The following is a 16,893-nucleotide window of genomic DNA, read 5'->3' as shown; positions in this document are numbered from 1 at the left end:
CATCGTTCTCTTGCTGCCCCGGGCCGCACAGGACCCGGGGCCGGTCGTCAGTCGGTGGCCGCCACCGCTTCCTCGACCGAGGTGTGAATGGGAAACACCTTGGTGAGGCCGGTGATACGGAAGATCTTGAGAATGCGCTCCTGGTTGCAGACCAGCCGCAGCGAGCCCTCATGGGCACGCACCCGCTTCAGTCCGCCCACCAGCACGCCGAGCCCTGTGGAGTCGAGGAAGTCCACGCCCTCCATGTCGACGACGAGGTGGAAACTCCCGTCGTTCACGAGCTCGACCAGCTGCTCACGCAGCTTGGGCGCGGTGTATACGTCAATTTCGCCACCGACCTCGACGACCGTACGATCGCCGACGGTACGGGTCGACAGGGACAGGTCCACGGATCCTCCAGCACCTTGCTATCGAGCGGTCGTCCCTCGGGACACCTCGGCTTGAAGCCCCCAGGACGGTTCGCCAGCCGCGATGGCATTCAATCACTTACCGGCAGGCGTGCACGACGCCTTGGTCCCATTGTCCGTCACGCCAGTGACAGACTCGGTGCCGATGGCCAAGAATCACCGACCCGATCGATCCCCGGCGGAGCCCGGCTCCCGGCCGGAACCGGGCATGCTCCTGGACCGGCTCGCCGCGGGACCGAGCCGGGCTGCGCGCATCACTCATACGGAGCACTTGCCCCCGCGTGCGGGCCGTCATGCCCGCTGGCCGGACCGGATTCGGCCGGAGGTCCTCGCCGCGGTGCGGGCCGCGGGCATCGAACATCCCTGGGCCCACCAGGCACGGGTGGCCGAGCACGCCCTGGACGGCGACTCGGTGGTCGTCGCCACGGGCACCGCGTCCGGCAAGTCCCTGGCCTATCTGGTGCCGGTCCTGTCGGCTCTCGTGGACGGCTCCGAGGCGCCGAACGGGCGCGGCGCCACCACCCTCTACCTCGCCCCCACCAAGGCGCTGGCGGCCGACCAGTGCCGGTCGGTGAAGGAACTTTCACAACCTCTCGGCACCGCGGTCCGGGCCGCGGTCTACGACGGCGACACTCCGTTCGAGGAACGCGAATGGATCCGCCAGTACGGCACGTACGTCCTGACCAACCCGGACATGCTGCACCGCGGCATCCTGCCCTCCCACCCCCGCTGGTCGTCGTTCCTGAAGGCGCTGAAGTACGTCGTCATCGACGAGTGCCACACCTACCGGGGCGTCTTCGGCTCCCACGTCGCCCAGGTGGTGCGCAGGCTCCGCAGACTGTGTGCGCGCTACGGCGCGTCGCCGGTCTTCCTGCTCGCCTCCGCCACCGCCGCCGAGCCCGCGGTGGCGGCCCGCCGGCTCACCGGGCTCCCGGTGATCGAGGTCGCCGACGACGCGTCACCACGCGGTGAACTGGTGTTCGCCCTGTGGGAACCGCCGCTGACCGAACTGGAGGGCGAGAAGGGCGCACCGGTCCGCCGTACGGCCACCGCCGAAGCCGCCGACCTGCTCACCGACCTCACCGTGCAGGGCATGCGTTCGATCACCTTCGTACGGTCCCGGCGCGGCGCGGAGCTGATCTCGGTCATCGCCCAGGAACGTCTGGCCGAGGTCGACCGCTCCCTGGTCCGGCGCGTGGCTGCGTACCGCGGCGGCTACCTCCCCGAGGAGCGCCGCGCCCTGGAACGCGCCCTGCACTCCGGCGACCTCCTCGGCCTGGCGGCGACGAACGCCCTGGAACTCGGCCTCGACATCTCCGGCCTGGACGCCGTGGTGATCGCGGGATACCCGGGCACGCGGGCCTCGCTGTGGCAGCAGGCCGGGCGGGCGGGCCGCTCCGGACAGGGGGCGCTGGCCGTGCTGGTCGCCCGTGACGACCCGCTGGACACCTTCCTCGTCCACCACCCGGAGGCTCTGTTCGACCAGCCGGTGGAATCCACGGTCCTGGACCCCGACAACCCGTACGTCCTCGCCCCCCACCTGTGCGCGGCGGCGGCAGAACTGCCCCTGACCGAGGAGGACCTGAAGCTCTTCGGTCCCGCCTGCGAGGAACTGCTGCCCCAGCTGGAGGCGGCGAAGCTGCTGCGCCGGCGGACCCGGGCCTGGCACTGGACACGCCGGGAGCGGGCCGCCGACCTGACGGACATCCGCGGCGAGGGCGGACGCCCGGTCCAGGTCGTCGAGGAGGGCACGGGACGGCTGCTGGGCACCGTGGACGCCGGTGCCGCCCACACGACCGTCCACGAGGGCGCCGTGCACCTCCACCAGGGGCGCACGTACCTCGTCCGCTCCCTGGACCTGGAGGACTCCGTCGCGCTGGTCGAGCAGGCCACCCCCGCCTACTCGACGGTGGCCCGCGACACAACGGCGATCTCGGTCCTGGAGACCGACATCGAGGTCCCCTGGGGCGACGGACGCCTCTGCTACGGCTCCGTCGAGGTCACCAACCAAGTGGTCTCCTTCCTGCGCCGGCGCCTGATCACCGGCGAGGTCCTGGGCGAGACGAAGCTCGACCTCCCTCCCCGGACGCTGCGCACGCGCGCGGTGTGGTGGACGGTCAGCGAGGACCAACTGGACGCGGCCCGGATCAACCCGGAGATCCTCGGCGGGGCCCTGCACGCCGCGGAGCACGCCTCGATCGGCATGCTGCCCCTGTTCGCGACCTGCGACCGCTGGGACATCGGCGGCGTGTCGGTCCCCCTGCACCCGGACACCCTGCTGCCGACGGTCTTCGTGTACGACGGCCACCCCGGTGGCGCGGGCTTCGCCGAGCGGGCCTTCCACACCGCCCGCGACTGGCTCACGGCCACCCGGGAGGCCATCGCCTCCTGCGAGTGCGACGCGGGCTGTCCGTCGTGCATCCAGTCCCCCAAGTGCGGCAACGGCAACGATCCGCTGCACAAGCGGGGAGCCGTACGGCTCCTCACGGTGCTGCTGCGGGGGGCTGCGGAGGCGGAGCAGACGGGGCAGCCGGGGGTGGAGCAGGCGGAGGCGGAGTAGGCGGTGCGGAGGGCAGGGGCGGCGGGGCCGGTGCGGGAGACGTGAGCGGGGCCGGGCCCGCCCTCGCCCGGACCTCCGCCGTGAACGGGCCCCTGCCCGACGCCGCCGTCACGTCCGAGACCTGCCCGGTGATCACGCATCTCACCAACCGCGCCCCCTGGGCCCGCGCGACGCTGCTCGCCCTCTCGCACGCCGCCGTGCCGCCCTGTGCCCAGTGGTCCGCCGCCGCGAGGGCCGCCAGATCGGCGCCGCCGGCCGCACGGTGGCGGGCCACGACCGCCTGCCCCAGGGCCAGCACCACGCCGAACACCACACACAGCACGGCGATGGCGGCGACGCTCCACACGGTCGCCGAACCCCGGTCGGAGGCGGCACGGAGGACAGGCGCGGGGGCCACGGCAGGCGCGGAGGCTGGGGCAGGCGCGGAGGCTGGGGCAGACACGGAGGCCGGGGCAGGTGCGAGGGCCACGGCACGTGCGAGGTCGGCGGCAGGCGGACGGCCGGGGACAGGCAAGGCGGCGGTGGCCTGGTTGTGGTCGCCCGCGGGGTCGGGGCCGGGCCCCGATCCAGTGCCGCCCCGGCCGGTCGCCGACCGGGGCGAGGCTCCGCCCCTCACGACTCCGCCCGCACCGGTTCCGCGACCGTCGGCTCCGTCCCGCGCAACTGCTCCGCCGAAGCCACGGCCTCCTCCCGTACCTCGAAGGGCAGCCCGTGCAGAGCCGGTGGGTCGGCCACCACGACCACGCGGACCAGCCCCGCCTCGCGGCTGACGGTGACCCGCGCCCCGCGTGGGGCCGCCTCGCGGGCGACCTCCACGACAGCGTCGTCCGGGTCCTGCCGTGCCGCCGCGCGGGCGCCCGTCCGGGCCGCGTCCACGCACTGGATCTGGGCGGCCACCACGAGCAGCCCCCACACCAGCGCCATCGCGAACACCACCAGCACGGGCAGCACCACGGCCGCCTCCGCCGTCACGAAACCGCTGTCCGGTCCTCGGCCGGGAGCCCGTGCCCTCGCCCTCGCGGCCCGCTCACATCCGCGCATCGAGCGCCCCCTTCACGATGCCCTGCAACTCCGCGCTGACCGTGCCGCTCGTCACGACCTTGTAGAGCACGACGGCGAAGGCCACCGCGGCGACGATCCCCATCGCGTACTCGGAAGTGACCATTCCGGCGTCCTGCCGAAGGGCCTGCCGCACGGCCCGCCTCCGCAGCGCCGTACCCACTCCGCACACCAGGGCACACAGCCGTGTCCGTACCACCTGATACATCTCAACCCCCGTAAGGTTCGGTCCTGTTGTTCCCTCGTTCGCCCGTCGCTCGTGCGCCGGGCGCTCATCCGCCGGCCCTGCCGCCGGCCCGATCTCGTCCCTCAGCCACCGCCTCCCCCACGGCCCAGCACCCCGCCGGCCAGCCCGATGACCACCGGCAGCACGCCCACCGCGATGAACGCCGGCAGAAAGCACAGCCCCACCGGCGCGGTGACCATGACGGCCGCCCGACGGGCCCGGGCCGTCGTGGTGCGGGCCCAGTCGGCACGGGCCTGGGCGGCGAGCCGGGCGGCCGGACCCGCCGCGGCCAGGCCGGACACCTCGGCCCGCTCCAGCAGCCGCGCCAGGGGAACGGCCCCGGCGACGGCGGCCAGCCCGCGCCAGGCGCCCTCCGGTTCGCCGCCGAGGCGCACCTCCGCGGCGCCGCGTCCGAGCGCGTCCCCGACCGGTCCGCCCAGGGCATCGCCGACCGCCCGTGCCGCGGCGACCGGGCTCGCGCCCGCCGCGACGCAGGCCGCCAGCAGGTCGGCCGCCAACGGCAGTTGACGGGCGGCCTCCGCGGCAGCGGCCTCCGCCGCCGCCGTCCCGGCCGCCGAACGACGGGCACTCCAGCGCCACAGCGCGGCCGCGCCGACCAGCCCCACCAGGACCCCGACCGCACCGCCGAGCACGGCCCAACCGGCGCCCACCGTGCCGACCAGCGGCAGCCATGGACGGACGGCGCTCAGCACCTCGGCGCGGCGCGCGGCGGGACGGGCCGGTTCCGGTGCCAGCAGGCCGGTGAGCCGCCTGCGCACCGCGCGCTCCCGCCGGGCGGCCACGAGACCGCGCGTCAGCCAGCAGGCGACCAGCGCCGTCCCCACCACCGCCCCCAGCCTGTGGACAAGGTCGCCGTTCACGACGCCGCCTCCGCTCCGCGCACGATCCGCGCCACCCACCACACGCCCAGGCTCTCCAGAAGCCCGCCGGCCAGCAGACAGCCCAGCCCGGCTCCGGTGTGCAGCAGCACGTGCAGCGGATCGGACCCGAGGGCGACGCCGAGCAGGAGGCCGAGGACCGGCAGACCGGCGAGCATCACGGCCGTGGCCCGAGCACCCGCCAACTGGGCGCGCAGGTCGGAGCGCTGGTCCCGCTCGGCGCGCAGCGCGCCCTCCAACCGGTCGAGACCGGCCGCGAGTCCGGCCCCTTGGTCGACCGCGACCCGCCAGCACGCCGCCAGTCCGCGCAGCCCTTCGGCGCCGGGCTGCCCGGCCGCCGCCGCCAGCGCCCCGGGGACGTCCCCGCCGAACCGGGCCGCAGCCAGCACCGCGGCCTGCGCGTCACCCAGCCCTCCGGAGTCGTGCGCGGCACACAGGAGCGCCTCGCCCGGTTGCCGCCCCGCTCGCACCTCCCCGGCGAGCGTCCCGCACAGGGCGATCACCGCGTCCTGCCGACGCTCCCGGGCCCGCCGCTCCCGGCCGGCCAGCCGCACCCGCCGCAGTACCGGCACACCGGCCGCCCCCGCGAGGATCGGCAGCACCGAATGGCCCAGGAGCGCCAGGACCAGCCCGGCCGCCGCTGACCACCACTCCGGCCTCAACCGGTTACGGACCTGCCGCCACCCGTCCGTCATCCGGCGCGCCGGGTGCGGCCCGGTACGGCCCGCTCCACTCGCTCCACCCGCTCCACCGGGCCCGTCAGCCCCGCCAGACCCGTCAGTCCCGTTCGTCCTGCCCGTTCCGCCCGTTCCGCCCGTTCCGCCCGTCCGGCCTTCGGCGAGCACCATCCGCGCCCGCCGTACGCCGGAGTGCCACCCACCGGCCAACCAGGCGGCCGCTCCCAGGCACACCAGGGCCACGCCCATCGACAGCTCGCCCGCCCCCGGCACACCCGTCCCCGTCGCGCTCAGCACCCCTGCACCTCCCGTCCGACGGCCCGGTCTTCGGGCCCCGCGCCCCGCAACAGCTCCCGCAGCCGCTGCCAGCCGCGTTCGGCCACGAATGCCTCCGCTCCCCATCGCAGCGCCGGCACGGTCCGCACCAGCCCCGACGGGTCCCGCTCCAGTACGTGCACCTCGGCGATCCGGCGCCGTCCCGCGCGGTCACGGACCAGGTGGAGGACCACCGAGAGGGCCGCCGCGAGCTGGCTGTGCAGAGCCGCACGATCCAGGCCCGCGACCGTGCCGAGCGCCTCCAGCCGGGCCGGGACGTCGACGGCCGCATTGGCGTGCACCGTCCCGCACCCGCCTTCGTGGCCCGTGTTCAACGCGGCGAGCAGATGGACCACTTCGGGGCCGCGCACCTCGCCCACGACCAGCCGGTCCGGTCGCATGCGCAGGGCCTGGCGCACCAGGTCCTCCAAGGTGACCAGCCCCGCGGCCTCCTGGTTCGCCGGTCTGGTCTCCAGACGGACGACGTGCGGATGGTCGGGTCGCAGCTCCGCCGAGTCCTCGGCCAGCACGATGCGCTCGTCCGGTCCGACGAGCCCGAGCAGGGCACTGAGCAACGTCGTCTTGCCGGTACCGGTCCCGCCGCTGACGAGGAAGGACAGCCGGGCCCGCAGAAGAGCGCGCAGCACGCGGTCGCCGCCGGGCGGCACGGTGCCCGCCGCCATCAGCTCGTCGAGGGTGAAGGCGCGCGGCCGTACCACCCGCAGCGACAGGCAGGTGCAGTCGACGGCGACCGGTGGCAGCACCGCGTGCAGCCGGGTGCCGTCGGGCAGCCTGGCGTCCACCCAGGGCCTGGCGTCGTCGAGCCTGCGTCCGGCGACGGTGGCGAGGCGCTGCGCGAGCCGCCGCACCGCCCCCGCGTCGGGGAAGGAGACCGGCGCCAACTCGAGGCCACCGCCCCGGTCCACCCAGACCCGGTCCGGGGCGGACACCAGTACGTCGGTCACCGAGGGGTCGGCGAGCAGCGGCTCGAGCGGCCCGCTGCCGACCAGTTCCGACCTGAGCTGGTCGGCGGCACCGAGCACCTCGGCGTCCCCCAGCACCCGGCCCTGCTCCCGCAGGGCCTGCGCCACACGCGCGGGCGTCGGCTCCGCCCCGCTCTCGGCGAGCCACCGCCGCACGCCGTCGAGCATCCCGGGCGCGGCACCCGGGCCCCTCGGAGACCGCACGGGACCCGGCGCCGTCGCCGCCCGTGCCCGTCCGGAGGCCGAGCCGGCCGATCCGGCGGCGTGCCGGATCGCCCAGCCCGGAGCCGCCCGCGCGGTCGGCCCGTCGGGCGTCCCCAGGCCCGGGCCGTCCGTTCCCCGCCCCGGTGGGGGCCCGCCGGGCCACCCCACAGTCCCGTCCCGCACCCCCACGGCCGCCGCGTCGACCCCGCCCAGCCTTCCGCCGCTCACGACCGGCCCCGTCACGCGCCTCATGAGCCGCTCACGCCCCGCCCGTCCGTCTCCGCCAGTGCCCGTTCCCAGAAGCCCCGGCAGAAGCGCGCCAGTGGGCCTCGGGAGGGCGTGCCCGGGGGGCGTTTGCTCTCCGTGGCGCGCAGGAGTCCGGACTCGACCGGCACCTCACCGACCAACGGCAGGCCGAGCAACCGGGCCACCTCACGGTCGTCGAGTCCGGAGGCGTAGGGCCCGCGCACCGCGACCCGGAGGTCGCGCAGGACCATGCCGACCGCGGCCGCCACCCGGCCCGCCGCGGCGACGGCCCGCAGCTCGGCGGGGACCACGAGGATCCCGATGTCGAGCTGGGCGAGGACCTCGGCGACGCCGTCGTCGATGCGGCGCGGCAGGTCCACGACGACCGTGCCGCCCCTTCGCCGGGCCGCCGCGAGCACCGCGCGCACGGCCTGCGCCGGTACGGCGACACAGTCGCCCCGGTCCCAGCTGAGCACCCGCAGGGAATGCAGCTCGGGCAGCGACTCCTCCAGAGCGCCGCCGCCGACCCGCCCCCGCGAGGCCGCGAACGCCGGCCACCTCAGCCCGTCGGCCGTCTCGCCGCCGAGGAGGACGTCGAGGCCGCCGCCCATCGGATCGGCGTCCACCAGCAGACTGCGCAGCCCCTCCCGCGCGGAGGTGACGGCGAGCGCGCAGGCCAGCGTGGACGCTCCAGCGCCGCCCCGGCCGCCGATGACGCCGACGGTGAGGGCCGGACGGCCGACTCCCTCGGCGACGTCGGCGATGCGGTCGACCAGCCACTGCTCACCGTCGGGCAGCATGAGGACGTGGTCGGCGCCGATCTCGACGGCCCGCTGCCAGATCCCCGAGTCGTCCTGGTCGCGGCCCACGAGGACGACGGCCCTTCTCCGCGCCGCCCCGCGCACGCGCCGGGCCGCGTCGTCCCCGACGAGGACCAGCGGCGCGGTCTCCCATCCGGTCCGCCGCCCGGACGCCGGGGATGCGGGGGACGTCGCCGTCCCGCTCGGTGCCGAAGGCGTCGCATGAGGCGTCAGGGGCATCGAGTGGTGCACCTCCGGTGTGGCGCCCGCGGCCGCGCACAGGCGCAGCAGGTCGTCCAGGAGCTCCGTGTCCTCGGTGACGATGAGGGGTGCGCCCTGCCGTCCCCCGGCGGTGGGCGGCGGGTCGTGCGCGATGGTTCCGGTCATGGCCTTTCCCCCTTCGGCGCGGCTCCCGCGGTCGCGCCCGGTGTCTGGTGGTCTCGCGCAGCCCCCGTGGCCCCGCGATTCACGGCCGCCCGAAGAACCGGAATCCGGTCTCCGCACGAGCGGCTCGCAGCACGCGTCCGGCAAACAGATCCGGCCATGGAACTCGGCACGGCCCGGACGCATGGGAATCACGGTGCAGCGATCCGGGAAATCGTGTGGATCTTGGTCAAAAACTGTGGACAACTCGGCGGTTGTGAATATCGACTCACTCGAACCGGTGAGCGTCGCGCGGCCCCGTTCCAGCCCGCGTGCGACTTCCGCAGAGCAGTCCGTCAACTACGCTGCGTAGTCGAACGGAGTCGCGACAGAACCTGGGCCCCGCACCGGCACGGCGCGGGGCCCAGATCATGGAAGGAGCGAGAAAACCCACCCGGACATGCGACGACCCCCGCCGGGGGGGAGAGCGGGGGTCGTCTCCACGGCCGACTCGGGGGGGGAGGAGTCGGACCGGGTTAGCACGGTCGCGAACGATCCGTGACTTCCATGGTGTACCCGAGAGCCTTCTCAGGCAAACCCACGCGCCCCACCTTACGCCGAATGGGCTGCGCCTATGCTCAGGGTTGTGGAAAACCACTCCTTGCCCCACTCCGCGTCTCACTCCACGCCCCGCACAGCGGCCTTCTTCGACTTGGACAAGACGGTCATTGCGAAGTCGAGCACGCTCACGTTCAGCAAGTCGTTCTACCAAGGCGGGCTGATCAACCGCAGGGCCGTGTTGCGCACCGCATATGCCCAGTTCGTCTTCCTCGCGGGCGGTGCCGACCACGACCAGATGGAGCGGATGCGCGAGTACCTCTCGGCGCTGTGCCGCGGGTGGAACGTCCAGTTGGTCAAGGAGCTGGTCGCCGAGACCCTGCACGACCTGATCGACCCGATCATCTACGACGAGGCGGCCTCCCTGATCGAGGAGCACCACACCGCCGGCCGGGACGTGGTGATCGTCTCCACGTCGGGCGCCGAGGTCGTCGAGCCGATCGGCGAGCTGCTCGGCGCGGACCGGGTGGTGGCGACCCGGATGATCGTGGGGGCGGACGGCTGCTTCACCGGAGAGGTGGAGTACTACGCGTACGGCCCGACCAAGGCGGAGGCGATCCGGGAGCTGGCCGCCTCCGAGGGATACGACCTGTCCCGCTGCTACGCCTACAGCGACTCGGCGACCGACCTGCCGATGCTGGAGGCCGTCGGGCACCCCCACGCGGTCAACCCGGACCGGGCGCTGCGCAGGGAGGCCCTCGCGCGCGAGTGGCCGATTCTCGATTTCCACCGCCCGGTGCGGCTCAAGCAGCGGCTCGGGGGGTTCTCCGTGCCGCCGCGGCCCGCGCTCGTCGCCGCCGCCGCGATAGGCGCCGCGGCGGCCACCGCGGGCCTCGTCTGGTACGCGAGCCGACGGCGGTCCACGGCGGCCTGACCGGCCACCTGACAGACCACCTGACCGGCCACCCGACCGACCCTTTCACCCGCGTATGAGCGCAAAAGTAAAGAAGTGCGGCGAGGACTTCCGCTTACTGGGGCCCGGTAGTACAAAGGAATCAACGGCCCGCGAGACCAAGGCCATCCGAAAGGATCGCCTTCAACACGCATTTGGCCCCACGGACCGAGCACGGACACCGGGCACCCACGCGACGTCGACCCGTCGATTACGGGCCAACCGCACCAGGTGACGGGCGAAGTTCCCGGCCTGATGGGCACATATCGAGGACGCTTGGTAACCCGGTGGGCGTGCCAGCGGCGGTACGAGCACTCGTACCGCCGCATTTCTGTCCCGTCCGCCGGACGGCGCGCCGTTCGCCCTACGCCGCCCCGCGCTGGAGCGCCTCGCAGACGGCCGTGGACTCGCGTGCGCCCAGCGCGACGGCCCTGCCGCAGTGGGCGATCCAGGCGGCCATGCCCTCCGGCGTGCCGGAGACGTAGCCGTCGAGCGCCGCGAGGTAGGCCGCGCGCCCCAGCTCGGCGTGGCCGACCTCGGCCGGGCACACCGACTTGGGGTCCAGTCCGCTGCCGACCAGGACGATGCGCTCCGCGGCGCGCGCGACCAGACCGTTGTGGGAGGCGAAGGGGCGCAGAGCCAGGAGTTCCCCGTGCACCACGGCGGCCGTCACCAGCGCCGGTGCCGAACCGCCGGCCGCGACCAGCGCGGCCAGGCCGTCCAGGCGGCCGTGTGCCTCCTCGGCGTCGGGCAGCGGCAGCTCGACGAGCGGTTCGTCCACCGGCTCGCCCGGCCGGCGGGGGCGCCCCACCTCGTCGGCCTTGTCCGCGGCCGCCACCAGGTGCAGCCGGGCCAGCACCCGCAGCGGCGACTGACGCCAGATGGACAGCAGCTGCCCCGCCTCGGCGGTCAGCCGCAGCGCGGCGCCCACCGCGCGCGCGTCGCCGTCGCCGCTGAAGTCGCTGCGTCGGCGCACCTCCTCCAGCGCCCAGTCCGCCCCCGACAGCGCCGCCGAGCCCCGGGCGCCGCGCAGTGCCGCCTCGGAGGTGATCTCGTTGCTGCGGCGCCGCATGATCCGGTGGCCGTAGACGCGGTCCACGGCCTTGCGCACGGACTCCACGGACTCGGCCACGCCGGGCAGGGCGCCCAGGGCCGCGAGCGGATCGGCGTTCGCGCCTGTCGTACTCATGAGTACGACCCTACGCAACCCGGCGCCGCGCCCCACGAATGAGTGGTCTTCTTCACCCCTCACCCGTCTCGCATGCCACCTACAGCTATCGAGCCACTACGCTTGGTGAACATGAAAATTGCTTTCGTCGGGAAGGGCGGCAGCGGCAAGACCACCCTGTCCTCCCTGTTCGTCCGCCATCTCGCCGCCACCGGCGCCCCCGTCGTCGCGATCGACGCCGACATCAACCAGCACCTGGGGGCCGCGCTGGGCCTCGACGACGCGGAGGCGGCCGGGCTGCCCGCGATGGGCGAGCACCTGCCGCTGATCAAGGACCATCTGCGCGGCAGCAATCCGCGGATCGCCTCCGCCGAGAAGATGATCAAGACGACGCCGCCCGGCGCGGGCTCGCGTCTGCTGCGGGTGCGCGAGGACAACCCGGTCTACGACGCCTGCGCCCGGCCGGTGGAACTCGACGGCAGGGCCGTCCGTTTGATGGTCACCGGCCCCTTCACGGACGCCGACCTGGGAGTCGCCTGCTACCACTCCAAGACCGGAGCGGTGGAGCTGTGCCTGAACCACCTGGTCGACGGCCGTGACGAGTACGTCGTGGTGGACATGACCGCCGGCTCGGACTCGTTCGCCTCCGGCATGTTCACCCGCTTCGACATCACGTTCCTCGTCGCCGAGCCGACCCGGAAGGGGGTCTCCGTCTACCGCCAGTACAAGGAGTACGCCCGCGACTTCGGCGTCACCCTGAAGGTCGTCGGCAACAAGGTGCAGGGCCAGGACGACCTCGACTTCCTGCGCGACCAGGTCGGGGACGACCTGCTGGTCACCGTCGGGCACTCGGACTGGGTGCGTTCCATGGAGAAGGGCCGCCCGCCCCGCTTCGAGCTCCTGGAGGAGGCCAACGGCCGGGCGCTGCGCGCGCTGCACACGGCCGTCGACGCGACGTACGAGCTGCGGGACTGGGAGCGCTACACCCGGCAGATGGTCCACTTCCACCTGAAGAACGCCGCCAGTTGGGGCAACGAGCGCACCGGGGACGACCTGGCGGCGCAGGTCGACCCCGGCTTCGTCCTCGGCGAGGAGGTCACCGCCCCCGCGTGACCCGCCGGTCACCGCGCCCTCGTACCCCTCGGTACTCCCTCGCGGCGCCCGGCGGCCCGGTGTTACGGCTTGGCGGCCGGCGCTCCGGGCACGCCCTTCGGCGCCGGTGCGGGTGCCGCGGACAGGAAGGACGCCCAGCCCTTCTTCGGAGCCTCACCGACGCCGAGGGTGCGCAGCTTCTTCAGCACCTTCGGGTCCTGGGCGTCCAGCCAGTCCGCGAGCTGCCGGAAGGAGACGCAGCGCACCTCCTCCTTGGTGCACACCGTCTCGACGACCTCCTCCACGGCACGCATGTAGGTGCCGCCGTTCCAGGACTCGAAGTGGTTGCCGATGATCAGGGGCGCGCGGTTCCCGTCGTAGGCCCGCTCGAAGCCCTGGAGCAGGCTGTCACGCATCTGGTCGCCCCAGAACTCGCGCTTGGCGGGGTCCCCCTGGGTGGCGGTGCCCGACTGGTTGACCATGTAGTTGTAGTCCATGGTGAGCTGCTCGTAGGAGTGGCCGGGGAACGGCACGAGCTGCATCGACAGGTCCCACAGGCCCTCCTTCTTCGACGGCCAGACCTGGTTGTTCACCCCGCTGCTGTCGTAGCGGAAGCCCATCTGGCCGGCGGCCTTCATGAAGTTCTTCTGGCCCTCCAGACACGGGGTGCGGGCGCCGATCAGCTCCTTGTCGTAGTCGAAGGGCAGGGGCGCCGCGTTCTTCATTCCGGTGTTGGTCTTCCAGGTCTTCACGAACTGCTTGGCCTGGCTGATCTCCTCCTTCCACTCCTCGACGGACCACTCGCCGACCCCGCCGCCGGCGCCGCAGAAGTGCCCGTTGAAGTGGGTGCCGATCTCGTTGCCCTCCTGCCACGCCAGCCGCAGCTGCTTCACGGTGTCGGCGATGCCCTGCTCGTCGTTGAAGCCGATGTCGGAGCGGCCCGGGGAGTGCTGGGGAGGGTTGTACTGGTCCCGCTTCTCGGTCGGCAGCATGTACACGCCGCTGAGGAAGTACGTCATCGTGGCGTTGTTCTCCTTGGCCACTTCACGGAAGTGGGAGAACAGCTTCTGGCTGTCCTCACCCGCGCCGTCCCAAGAGAACACCACGAACTGCGGAGGCTTCTGGCCCGCCTTGAGGCGTTCGGGGCGGGGCAGGTGCGGCTGGGCCCCGGTGTACGCGGTGGAGCCGTCGCCGATCAGCCGGACCGCGTTCTTGGGCGCCGGTGCCGCTTTCCCCTTTTCCTTCTCCGGACCTTGCGTCCCTTCGCCGGAACCGCTGCCGTCGTCGATCGCGCAACCGGCGAGCGACGCGGCGCAGATCGCGGCGACCACGGCGCGCGCGGCCATCCTGTGGGAGGCCATCCTGCGGGTGGCGGCCATGTCCGCCCACCTTCTTCCTTCTCTCGGGCCAACGCCGACTAGGCGATGTCGGGTGCTGAGCCGGGCCGTGCCGTCAGCGCCGTCAAGGTGACACGGAAATGAGAAGGAATTAGTACGACAAGCCGATGAAATAACTGATCCACCCGAATGCGCGGGGCGTTACTCCATTCGCGCTAAAAACCTATGCCTCTTCTTTACTCTGAATTACTCTCTATTTACTCGCTGTAATCGAACGGACCCACAGGAGACAGGAACATGTCAGCCTGCGTCCCCGCCCGCGCCGATTCGGCCCGGACCAAGCACGTCCACCCACCCCACAGCCCGCCGCCCGGCGGCCCCCGGCGCTTCCGCGTCGCGGGCGCCGACGTCTCGGCCGCCATCGCGGTCTTCCTGATCGCCCTGCCCCTCTCCCTGGGCATCGCCCTCGCCACCGGCGCCCCCCTCCAGGCCGGCCTCGTCGCCGCCGCGGTGGGCGGGATCGTCGCCGGACGCATCGGCGGCTGCCCGCTCCAGGTCAGCGGCCCCGCCGCCGGACTCACCGTGGTCACCGCCGACCTCATCCAGCAGTACGGCTGGCGCACGACCTGCGCCATCACCGTCCTCGCCGGGATCGCCCAGCTGGGGCTCGGCTGCCTGCGCGTGGCGCGCTCGGCGCTCGCCGTGAGCCCCGCCATCGTGCACGGCATGCTCGCCGGCATCGGCGTCACCATCGCCGTCGCCCAGCTGCACATCGTGCTCGGCGGCACCCCGCAGAGCTCCGTGCCCGACAACCTGGTCGCGCTGCCCGCCCAGTTGGCCAACCTCCACCCCGCCGACGTGGCCGTGAGCGTGCTGACCCTGACCCTCCTGCTGCTCTGGCCCCGCCTCCCCGGCCGGGCCGGGGAGATCCTGGGCAAGCTGCCCGCCGCCCTGATCGCCGTCGCCGGTGCCACCGCCGTCGCCGCCCTCACCGGGCTCCGCCTGCCCAAGGTCGACCTGCCGTCCTGGAGCAGCCACGCCCTGGCCTCGCTGCCCGAAGGACCGGTGCTCGGTCTTGTCGCCGCCATCCTCACCACCACACTCGTGTGCAGCGTGCAGTCCCTGCTCGGCGCGGTCGCCGTGGACAAGCTGGTCTCCGCCCGGCCCGCGCTGACCGGCCGCGTCAAGCGTTCCGACCTCGACCGCGAACTGCTCGGCCAGGGCGCCGCCAACATCGTCTCCGGGTCGCTCGGGGGGCTGCCCATCGCCGGTGTGGCCGTGCGCAGTTCCGCGAATGTGGCGGCAGGTGCCGTCAGCCGGAACTCCACGATGCTGCACGGCGTTCTCGTAGTGATCGCCGCACTGCTGATGGTCCCGGCGCTGGAGCTCATCCCGCTCGCCTCGCTCGCCGCCCTGGTCATGGCCGTCGGCCTCAAGATGGTGTCGCTGAACCACATCCGTACAGTGACCCGCCACCGCGAGGTGCTGGTCTACGCGGTCACCACCTGCGGCGTGGTGTTCCTCGGCGTCCTGGAGGGCGTCGCACTGGGCATCGCCGTCGCCGTCGGCGTCGCCCTGCACCGCCTCACCCGCACCCGGATCACCCACGACGACATGGAGGGAGTCCACCACGTACACGTACGGGGGCAGTTGACCTTCCTCGCCGTGCCGCGGCTCAGCCGGATCCTGCACCAAGTGCCCCCTGGCGCCGACGCCGTCGTGGAGCTGGACGGGTCCTTCATGGACCACGCGGCGTACGAGACACTCCAAGACTGGCAGAAGACGCACACCGCGCACGGCGGCTCCGTCGACATCACCGGCCGCCGGCCCGGCACCCGCCTCTCCGAACCGGCCGAGGTGGACGGCTGCCGCTGCCGCCCCTGGACGCCCTGGCGCAACCACCAGTGCGAACGGCCACCGAAGGCCCCGGCATCCGGCACGGACCGACAGGCCACCACCGCCAGGACCCCCGGCGGGTCCCCCGGCGCCACGACCGGCGCGAACGCCCGCGGCGCGACGGGCACGACCGGCGCGTCCCCGGCATCCGGTGCGACCGACGAACCTCACGGACACGAACTCGCCCGTGGCATCAACGCGTTCCACCGCAACACCACCCCGCTGATGCGCCGTGAACTGGCCCGGCTGGCCCGGGAAGGACAGCAGCCCTCCCAGCTGTTCCTGACCTGCGCCGACTCGCGGGTGGTCACGTCGATGATCACCTCCAGCGGCCCCGGCGACCTCTTCGTGGTGCGCAACGTCGGCAACTTCGTGCCGCTGCCCGGCAAGGAGAGCGGCGACGACTCGGTGGGCGCCGCGATCGAGTACGCGGTGGACGTGCTGAAGGTGCGGTCCATCACGGTGTGCGGACACTCCGGGTGCGGGGCGATGCAGGCGCTGCTCGGCGCCGACCCCGGTGGCGCGCGCACGCCTCTCCAGCGGTGGCTGCGGCACGGGGTGCCGAGCCTGGAGCGCGTGCCCGCGAACCTGGACACGGGCGGGGAGGACCGCGCCCGGCCCCGGCTCGCCGGACGTGCGCCCGCCGACGCCGCCGAGCGGCTGTGCCTGGCCAACGTGGTCCAGCAGCTGGAGCACCTGCGCGCCCACGAGTCGGTGGCCCGGGCGCTGGACGCCGGAGACCTGGAGCTGCACGGCATGTACTTCCACGTCGGCGAGGCGCAGTCGTACCTGCTGTCCGAGGACGCGGACGGCGGCGTGTTCGAGCTCGTACGGGAGACGAACCCGACCGCCTGACCTGCCTACCTCCCGATCGTGCGGGTGGCGGTCCCGGGGAGCCGCGGCGCGGGCCGGTGTGAGAGGCGTTACACACACTGAACCCCGCGTCGCCGGCTTCCGTGGGTACGGGTGACCACGGACCACGAAGGAGACGCGGCGGCAGGCGGCGACCGGAACAGGTCTAAACCATTTGCCCGTCGACCCTTGTCATCGGCCCCCCGGGTCTGATGAGCTGTGGCCTGGGACACAACGGACAACCCTGAGAAAGGGAGATGTCGTGAGCAACGAATCCTTGGCCAACCTGCTCAGGAAGG

The 16,893-nt window shown here is 73.2% G+C and carries 14 protein-coding genes; 4 read left to right on the top strand and 10 right to left on the bottom strand.

The window, feature by feature from the left end; all coding sequences use genetic code 11:
• Positions 1-47 precede the first annotated feature (47 nt).
• Positions 48-389 carry an anti-sigma factor antagonist BldG gene (gene bldG, locus ACGH52_RS21005; protein WP_003975386.1) on the bottom strand — a complete coding sequence of 114 codons (342 nt, stop codon included), beginning with the start codon at positions 387-389 and terminating at the stop codon, positions 48-50.
• 82 nt (positions 390-471) lie between these two features.
• Here bldG and ACGH52_RS21000 point away from each other — a divergent pair, with 82 nt between their 5' ends.
• Positions 472-2,967: a DEAD/DEAH box helicase gene (locus tag ACGH52_RS21000; protein WP_399941427.1), complete on the top strand. Its 2,496-nt coding sequence runs from the start codon at positions 472-474 to the stop codon at positions 2,965-2,967.
• Here ACGH52_RS21000 and ACGH52_RS20995 read toward each other — a convergent pair.
• The 7 genes from ACGH52_RS20995 to ssd all read right to left on the bottom strand — a co-directional run bounded on the left by ACGH52_RS20995 (position 2,891) and on the right by ssd (position 8,763).
• Positions 2,891-3,364, bottom strand: coding sequence for an Rv3654c family TadE-like protein (locus ACGH52_RS20995; protein ID WP_399941423.1), 474 nt, complete (start codon positions 3,362-3,364; stop codon positions 2,891-2,893). The genes ACGH52_RS21000 and ACGH52_RS20995 overlap by 77 nt on opposite strands.
• Before the next feature lie 215 nt (positions 3,365-3,579).
• Positions 3,580-4,008: a TadE family type IV pilus minor pilin gene (locus ACGH52_RS20990; protein WP_247699598.1), complete on the bottom strand. Its 429-nt coding sequence runs from the start codon at positions 4,006-4,008 to the stop codon at positions 3,580-3,582.
• Positions 3,995-4,234: a DUF4244 domain-containing protein gene (locus ACGH52_RS20985; protein WP_076974962.1), complete on the bottom strand. Its 240-nt coding sequence runs from the start codon at positions 4,232-4,234 to the stop codon at positions 3,995-3,997. The genes ACGH52_RS20990 and ACGH52_RS20985 overlap by 14 nt, the downstream gene beginning before the upstream one ends.
• 101 nt (positions 4,235-4,335) lie before the next feature.
• Entirely contained in the window at positions 4,336-5,133 is a 798-nt protein-coding gene (locus ACGH52_RS20980) for a type II secretion system F family protein (protein ID WP_121700550.1), read from the bottom strand.
• Positions 5,130-6,077 carry a type II secretion system F family protein gene (locus ACGH52_RS20975; RefSeq protein WP_399946817.1) on the bottom strand — a complete coding sequence of 316 codons (948 nt, stop codon included), beginning with the start codon at positions 6,075-6,077 and terminating at the stop codon, positions 5,130-5,132. The genes ACGH52_RS20980 and ACGH52_RS20975 overlap by 4 nt, the downstream gene beginning before the upstream one ends.
• A 41-nt stretch (positions 6,078-6,118) precedes the next feature.
• On the bottom strand, positions 6,119-7,294 hold the full coding sequence (locus tag ACGH52_RS20970; protein WP_399941418.1) for a TadA family conjugal transfer-associated ATPase: 1,176 nt from the start codon (positions 7,292-7,294) through the stop codon (positions 6,119-6,121).
• Between the two features lie 284 nt (positions 7,295-7,578).
• Complete coding sequence (gene ssd, locus ACGH52_RS20965) at positions 7,579-8,763, bottom strand: septum site-determining protein Ssd (protein WP_399941415.1); 1,185 nt, start codon at positions 8,761-8,763, stop codon at positions 7,579-7,581.
• A 610-nt stretch (positions 8,764-9,373) separates the two neighbouring features.
• Here ssd and ACGH52_RS20960 point away from each other — a divergent pair.
• Complete coding sequence (locus ACGH52_RS20960; protein ID WP_076974970.1) at positions 9,374-10,231, top strand: HAD family phosphatase; 858 nt, start codon at positions 9,374-9,376, stop codon at positions 10,229-10,231.
• A gap of 382 nt (positions 10,232-10,613) precedes the next feature.
• Here the strand turns inward: ACGH52_RS20960 and ACGH52_RS20955 are convergent, their stop codons facing one another.
• Positions 10,614-11,438, bottom strand: a complete 825-nt coding sequence (locus ACGH52_RS20955) for a Fic family protein (RefSeq protein ID WP_059301700.1) — start codon at positions 11,436-11,438, stop codon at positions 10,614-10,616.
• Between the two features lie 111 nt (positions 11,439-11,549).
• Between ACGH52_RS20955 and ACGH52_RS20950 the strand changes: the two genes are divergently transcribed.
• A complete protein-coding gene (locus ACGH52_RS20950; protein WP_399941412.1) occupies positions 11,550-12,530 on the top strand; it encodes an ATP-binding protein in 981 nt (326 codons plus the stop codon).
• Between the two features lie 62 nt (positions 12,531-12,592).
• Here the strand turns inward: ACGH52_RS20950 and ACGH52_RS20945 are convergent, their stop codons facing one another.
• Entirely contained in the window at positions 12,593-13,888 is a 1,296-nt protein-coding gene (locus tag ACGH52_RS20945; protein ID WP_059301701.1) for a hypothetical protein, read from the bottom strand.
• Positions 13,889-14,143: 255 nt separating this feature from the next.
• Between ACGH52_RS20945 and ACGH52_RS20940 the strand changes: the two genes are divergently transcribed.
• On the top strand, positions 14,144-16,597 hold the full coding sequence (locus tag ACGH52_RS20940) for a SulP family inorganic anion transporter (RefSeq protein WP_210974280.1): 2,454 nt from the start codon (positions 14,144-14,146) through the stop codon (positions 16,595-16,597).
• The last annotated feature ends 296 nt before the right edge of the window (positions 16,598-16,893 follow it).

It is taken from the genome of Streptomyces sp. BBFR25, assembly GCF_044590125.1.
Classification (GTDB): domain Bacteria; phylum Actinomycetota; class Actinomycetes; order Streptomycetales; family Streptomycetaceae; genus Streptomyces; species Streptomyces canus_D.
Note: the sequence above shows the minus strand (reverse complement) of the source record. Positions and strands in the feature narration are given on the sequence as shown.

What these genes read in the sequence shown, in the direction of transcription:
- ACGH52_RS21000 (WP_399941427.1), top strand. Translation starts at nt 472, where the DNA reads ATGGCATTCAATCACTTACCGGCAGGCGTGCACGACGCCTTGGTCCCA.
- ACGH52_RS20990 (WP_247699598.1), bottom strand. Translation starts at nt 4,008, where the DNA reads ATGCGCGGATGTGAGCGGGCCGCGAGGGCGAGGGCACGGGCTCCCGGC.
- ACGH52_RS20985 (WP_076974962.1), bottom strand. Translation starts at nt 4,234, where the DNA reads ATGTATCAGGTGGTACGGACACGGCTGTGTGCCCTGGTGTGCGGAGTG.
- ACGH52_RS20975 (WP_399946817.1), bottom strand. Translation starts at nt 6,077, where the DNA reads ATGGGCGTGGCCCTGGTGTGCCTGGGAGCGGCCGCCTGGTTGGCCGGT.
- ACGH52_RS20970 (WP_399941418.1), bottom strand. Translation starts at nt 7,294, where the DNA reads ATGCTCGACGGCGTGCGGCGGTGGCTCGCCGAGAGCGGGGCGGAGCCG.
- ssd (WP_399941415.1), bottom strand. Translation starts at nt 8,763, where the DNA reads ATGACCGGAACCATCGCGCACGACCCGCCGCCCACCGCCGGGGGACGG.
- ACGH52_RS20960 (WP_076974970.1), top strand. Translation starts at nt 9,374, where the DNA reads ATGCTCAGGGTTGTGGAAAACCACTCCTTGCCCCACTCCGCGTCTCAC.
- ACGH52_RS20955 (WP_059301700.1), bottom strand. Translation starts at nt 11,438, where the DNA reads ATGAGTACGACAGGCGCGAACGCCGATCCGCTCGCGGCCCTGGGCGCC.
- ACGH52_RS20950 (WP_399941412.1), top strand. Translation starts at nt 11,550, where the DNA reads ATGAAAATTGCTTTCGTCGGGAAGGGCGGCAGCGGCAAGACCACCCTG.
- ACGH52_RS20945 (WP_059301701.1), bottom strand. Translation starts at nt 13,888, where the DNA reads ATGGCCGCCACCCGCAGGATGGCCTCCCACAGGATGGCCGCGCGCGCC.
- ACGH52_RS20940 (WP_210974280.1), top strand. Translation starts at nt 14,144, where the DNA reads ATGTCAGCCTGCGTCCCCGCCCGCGCCGATTCGGCCCGGACCAAGCAC.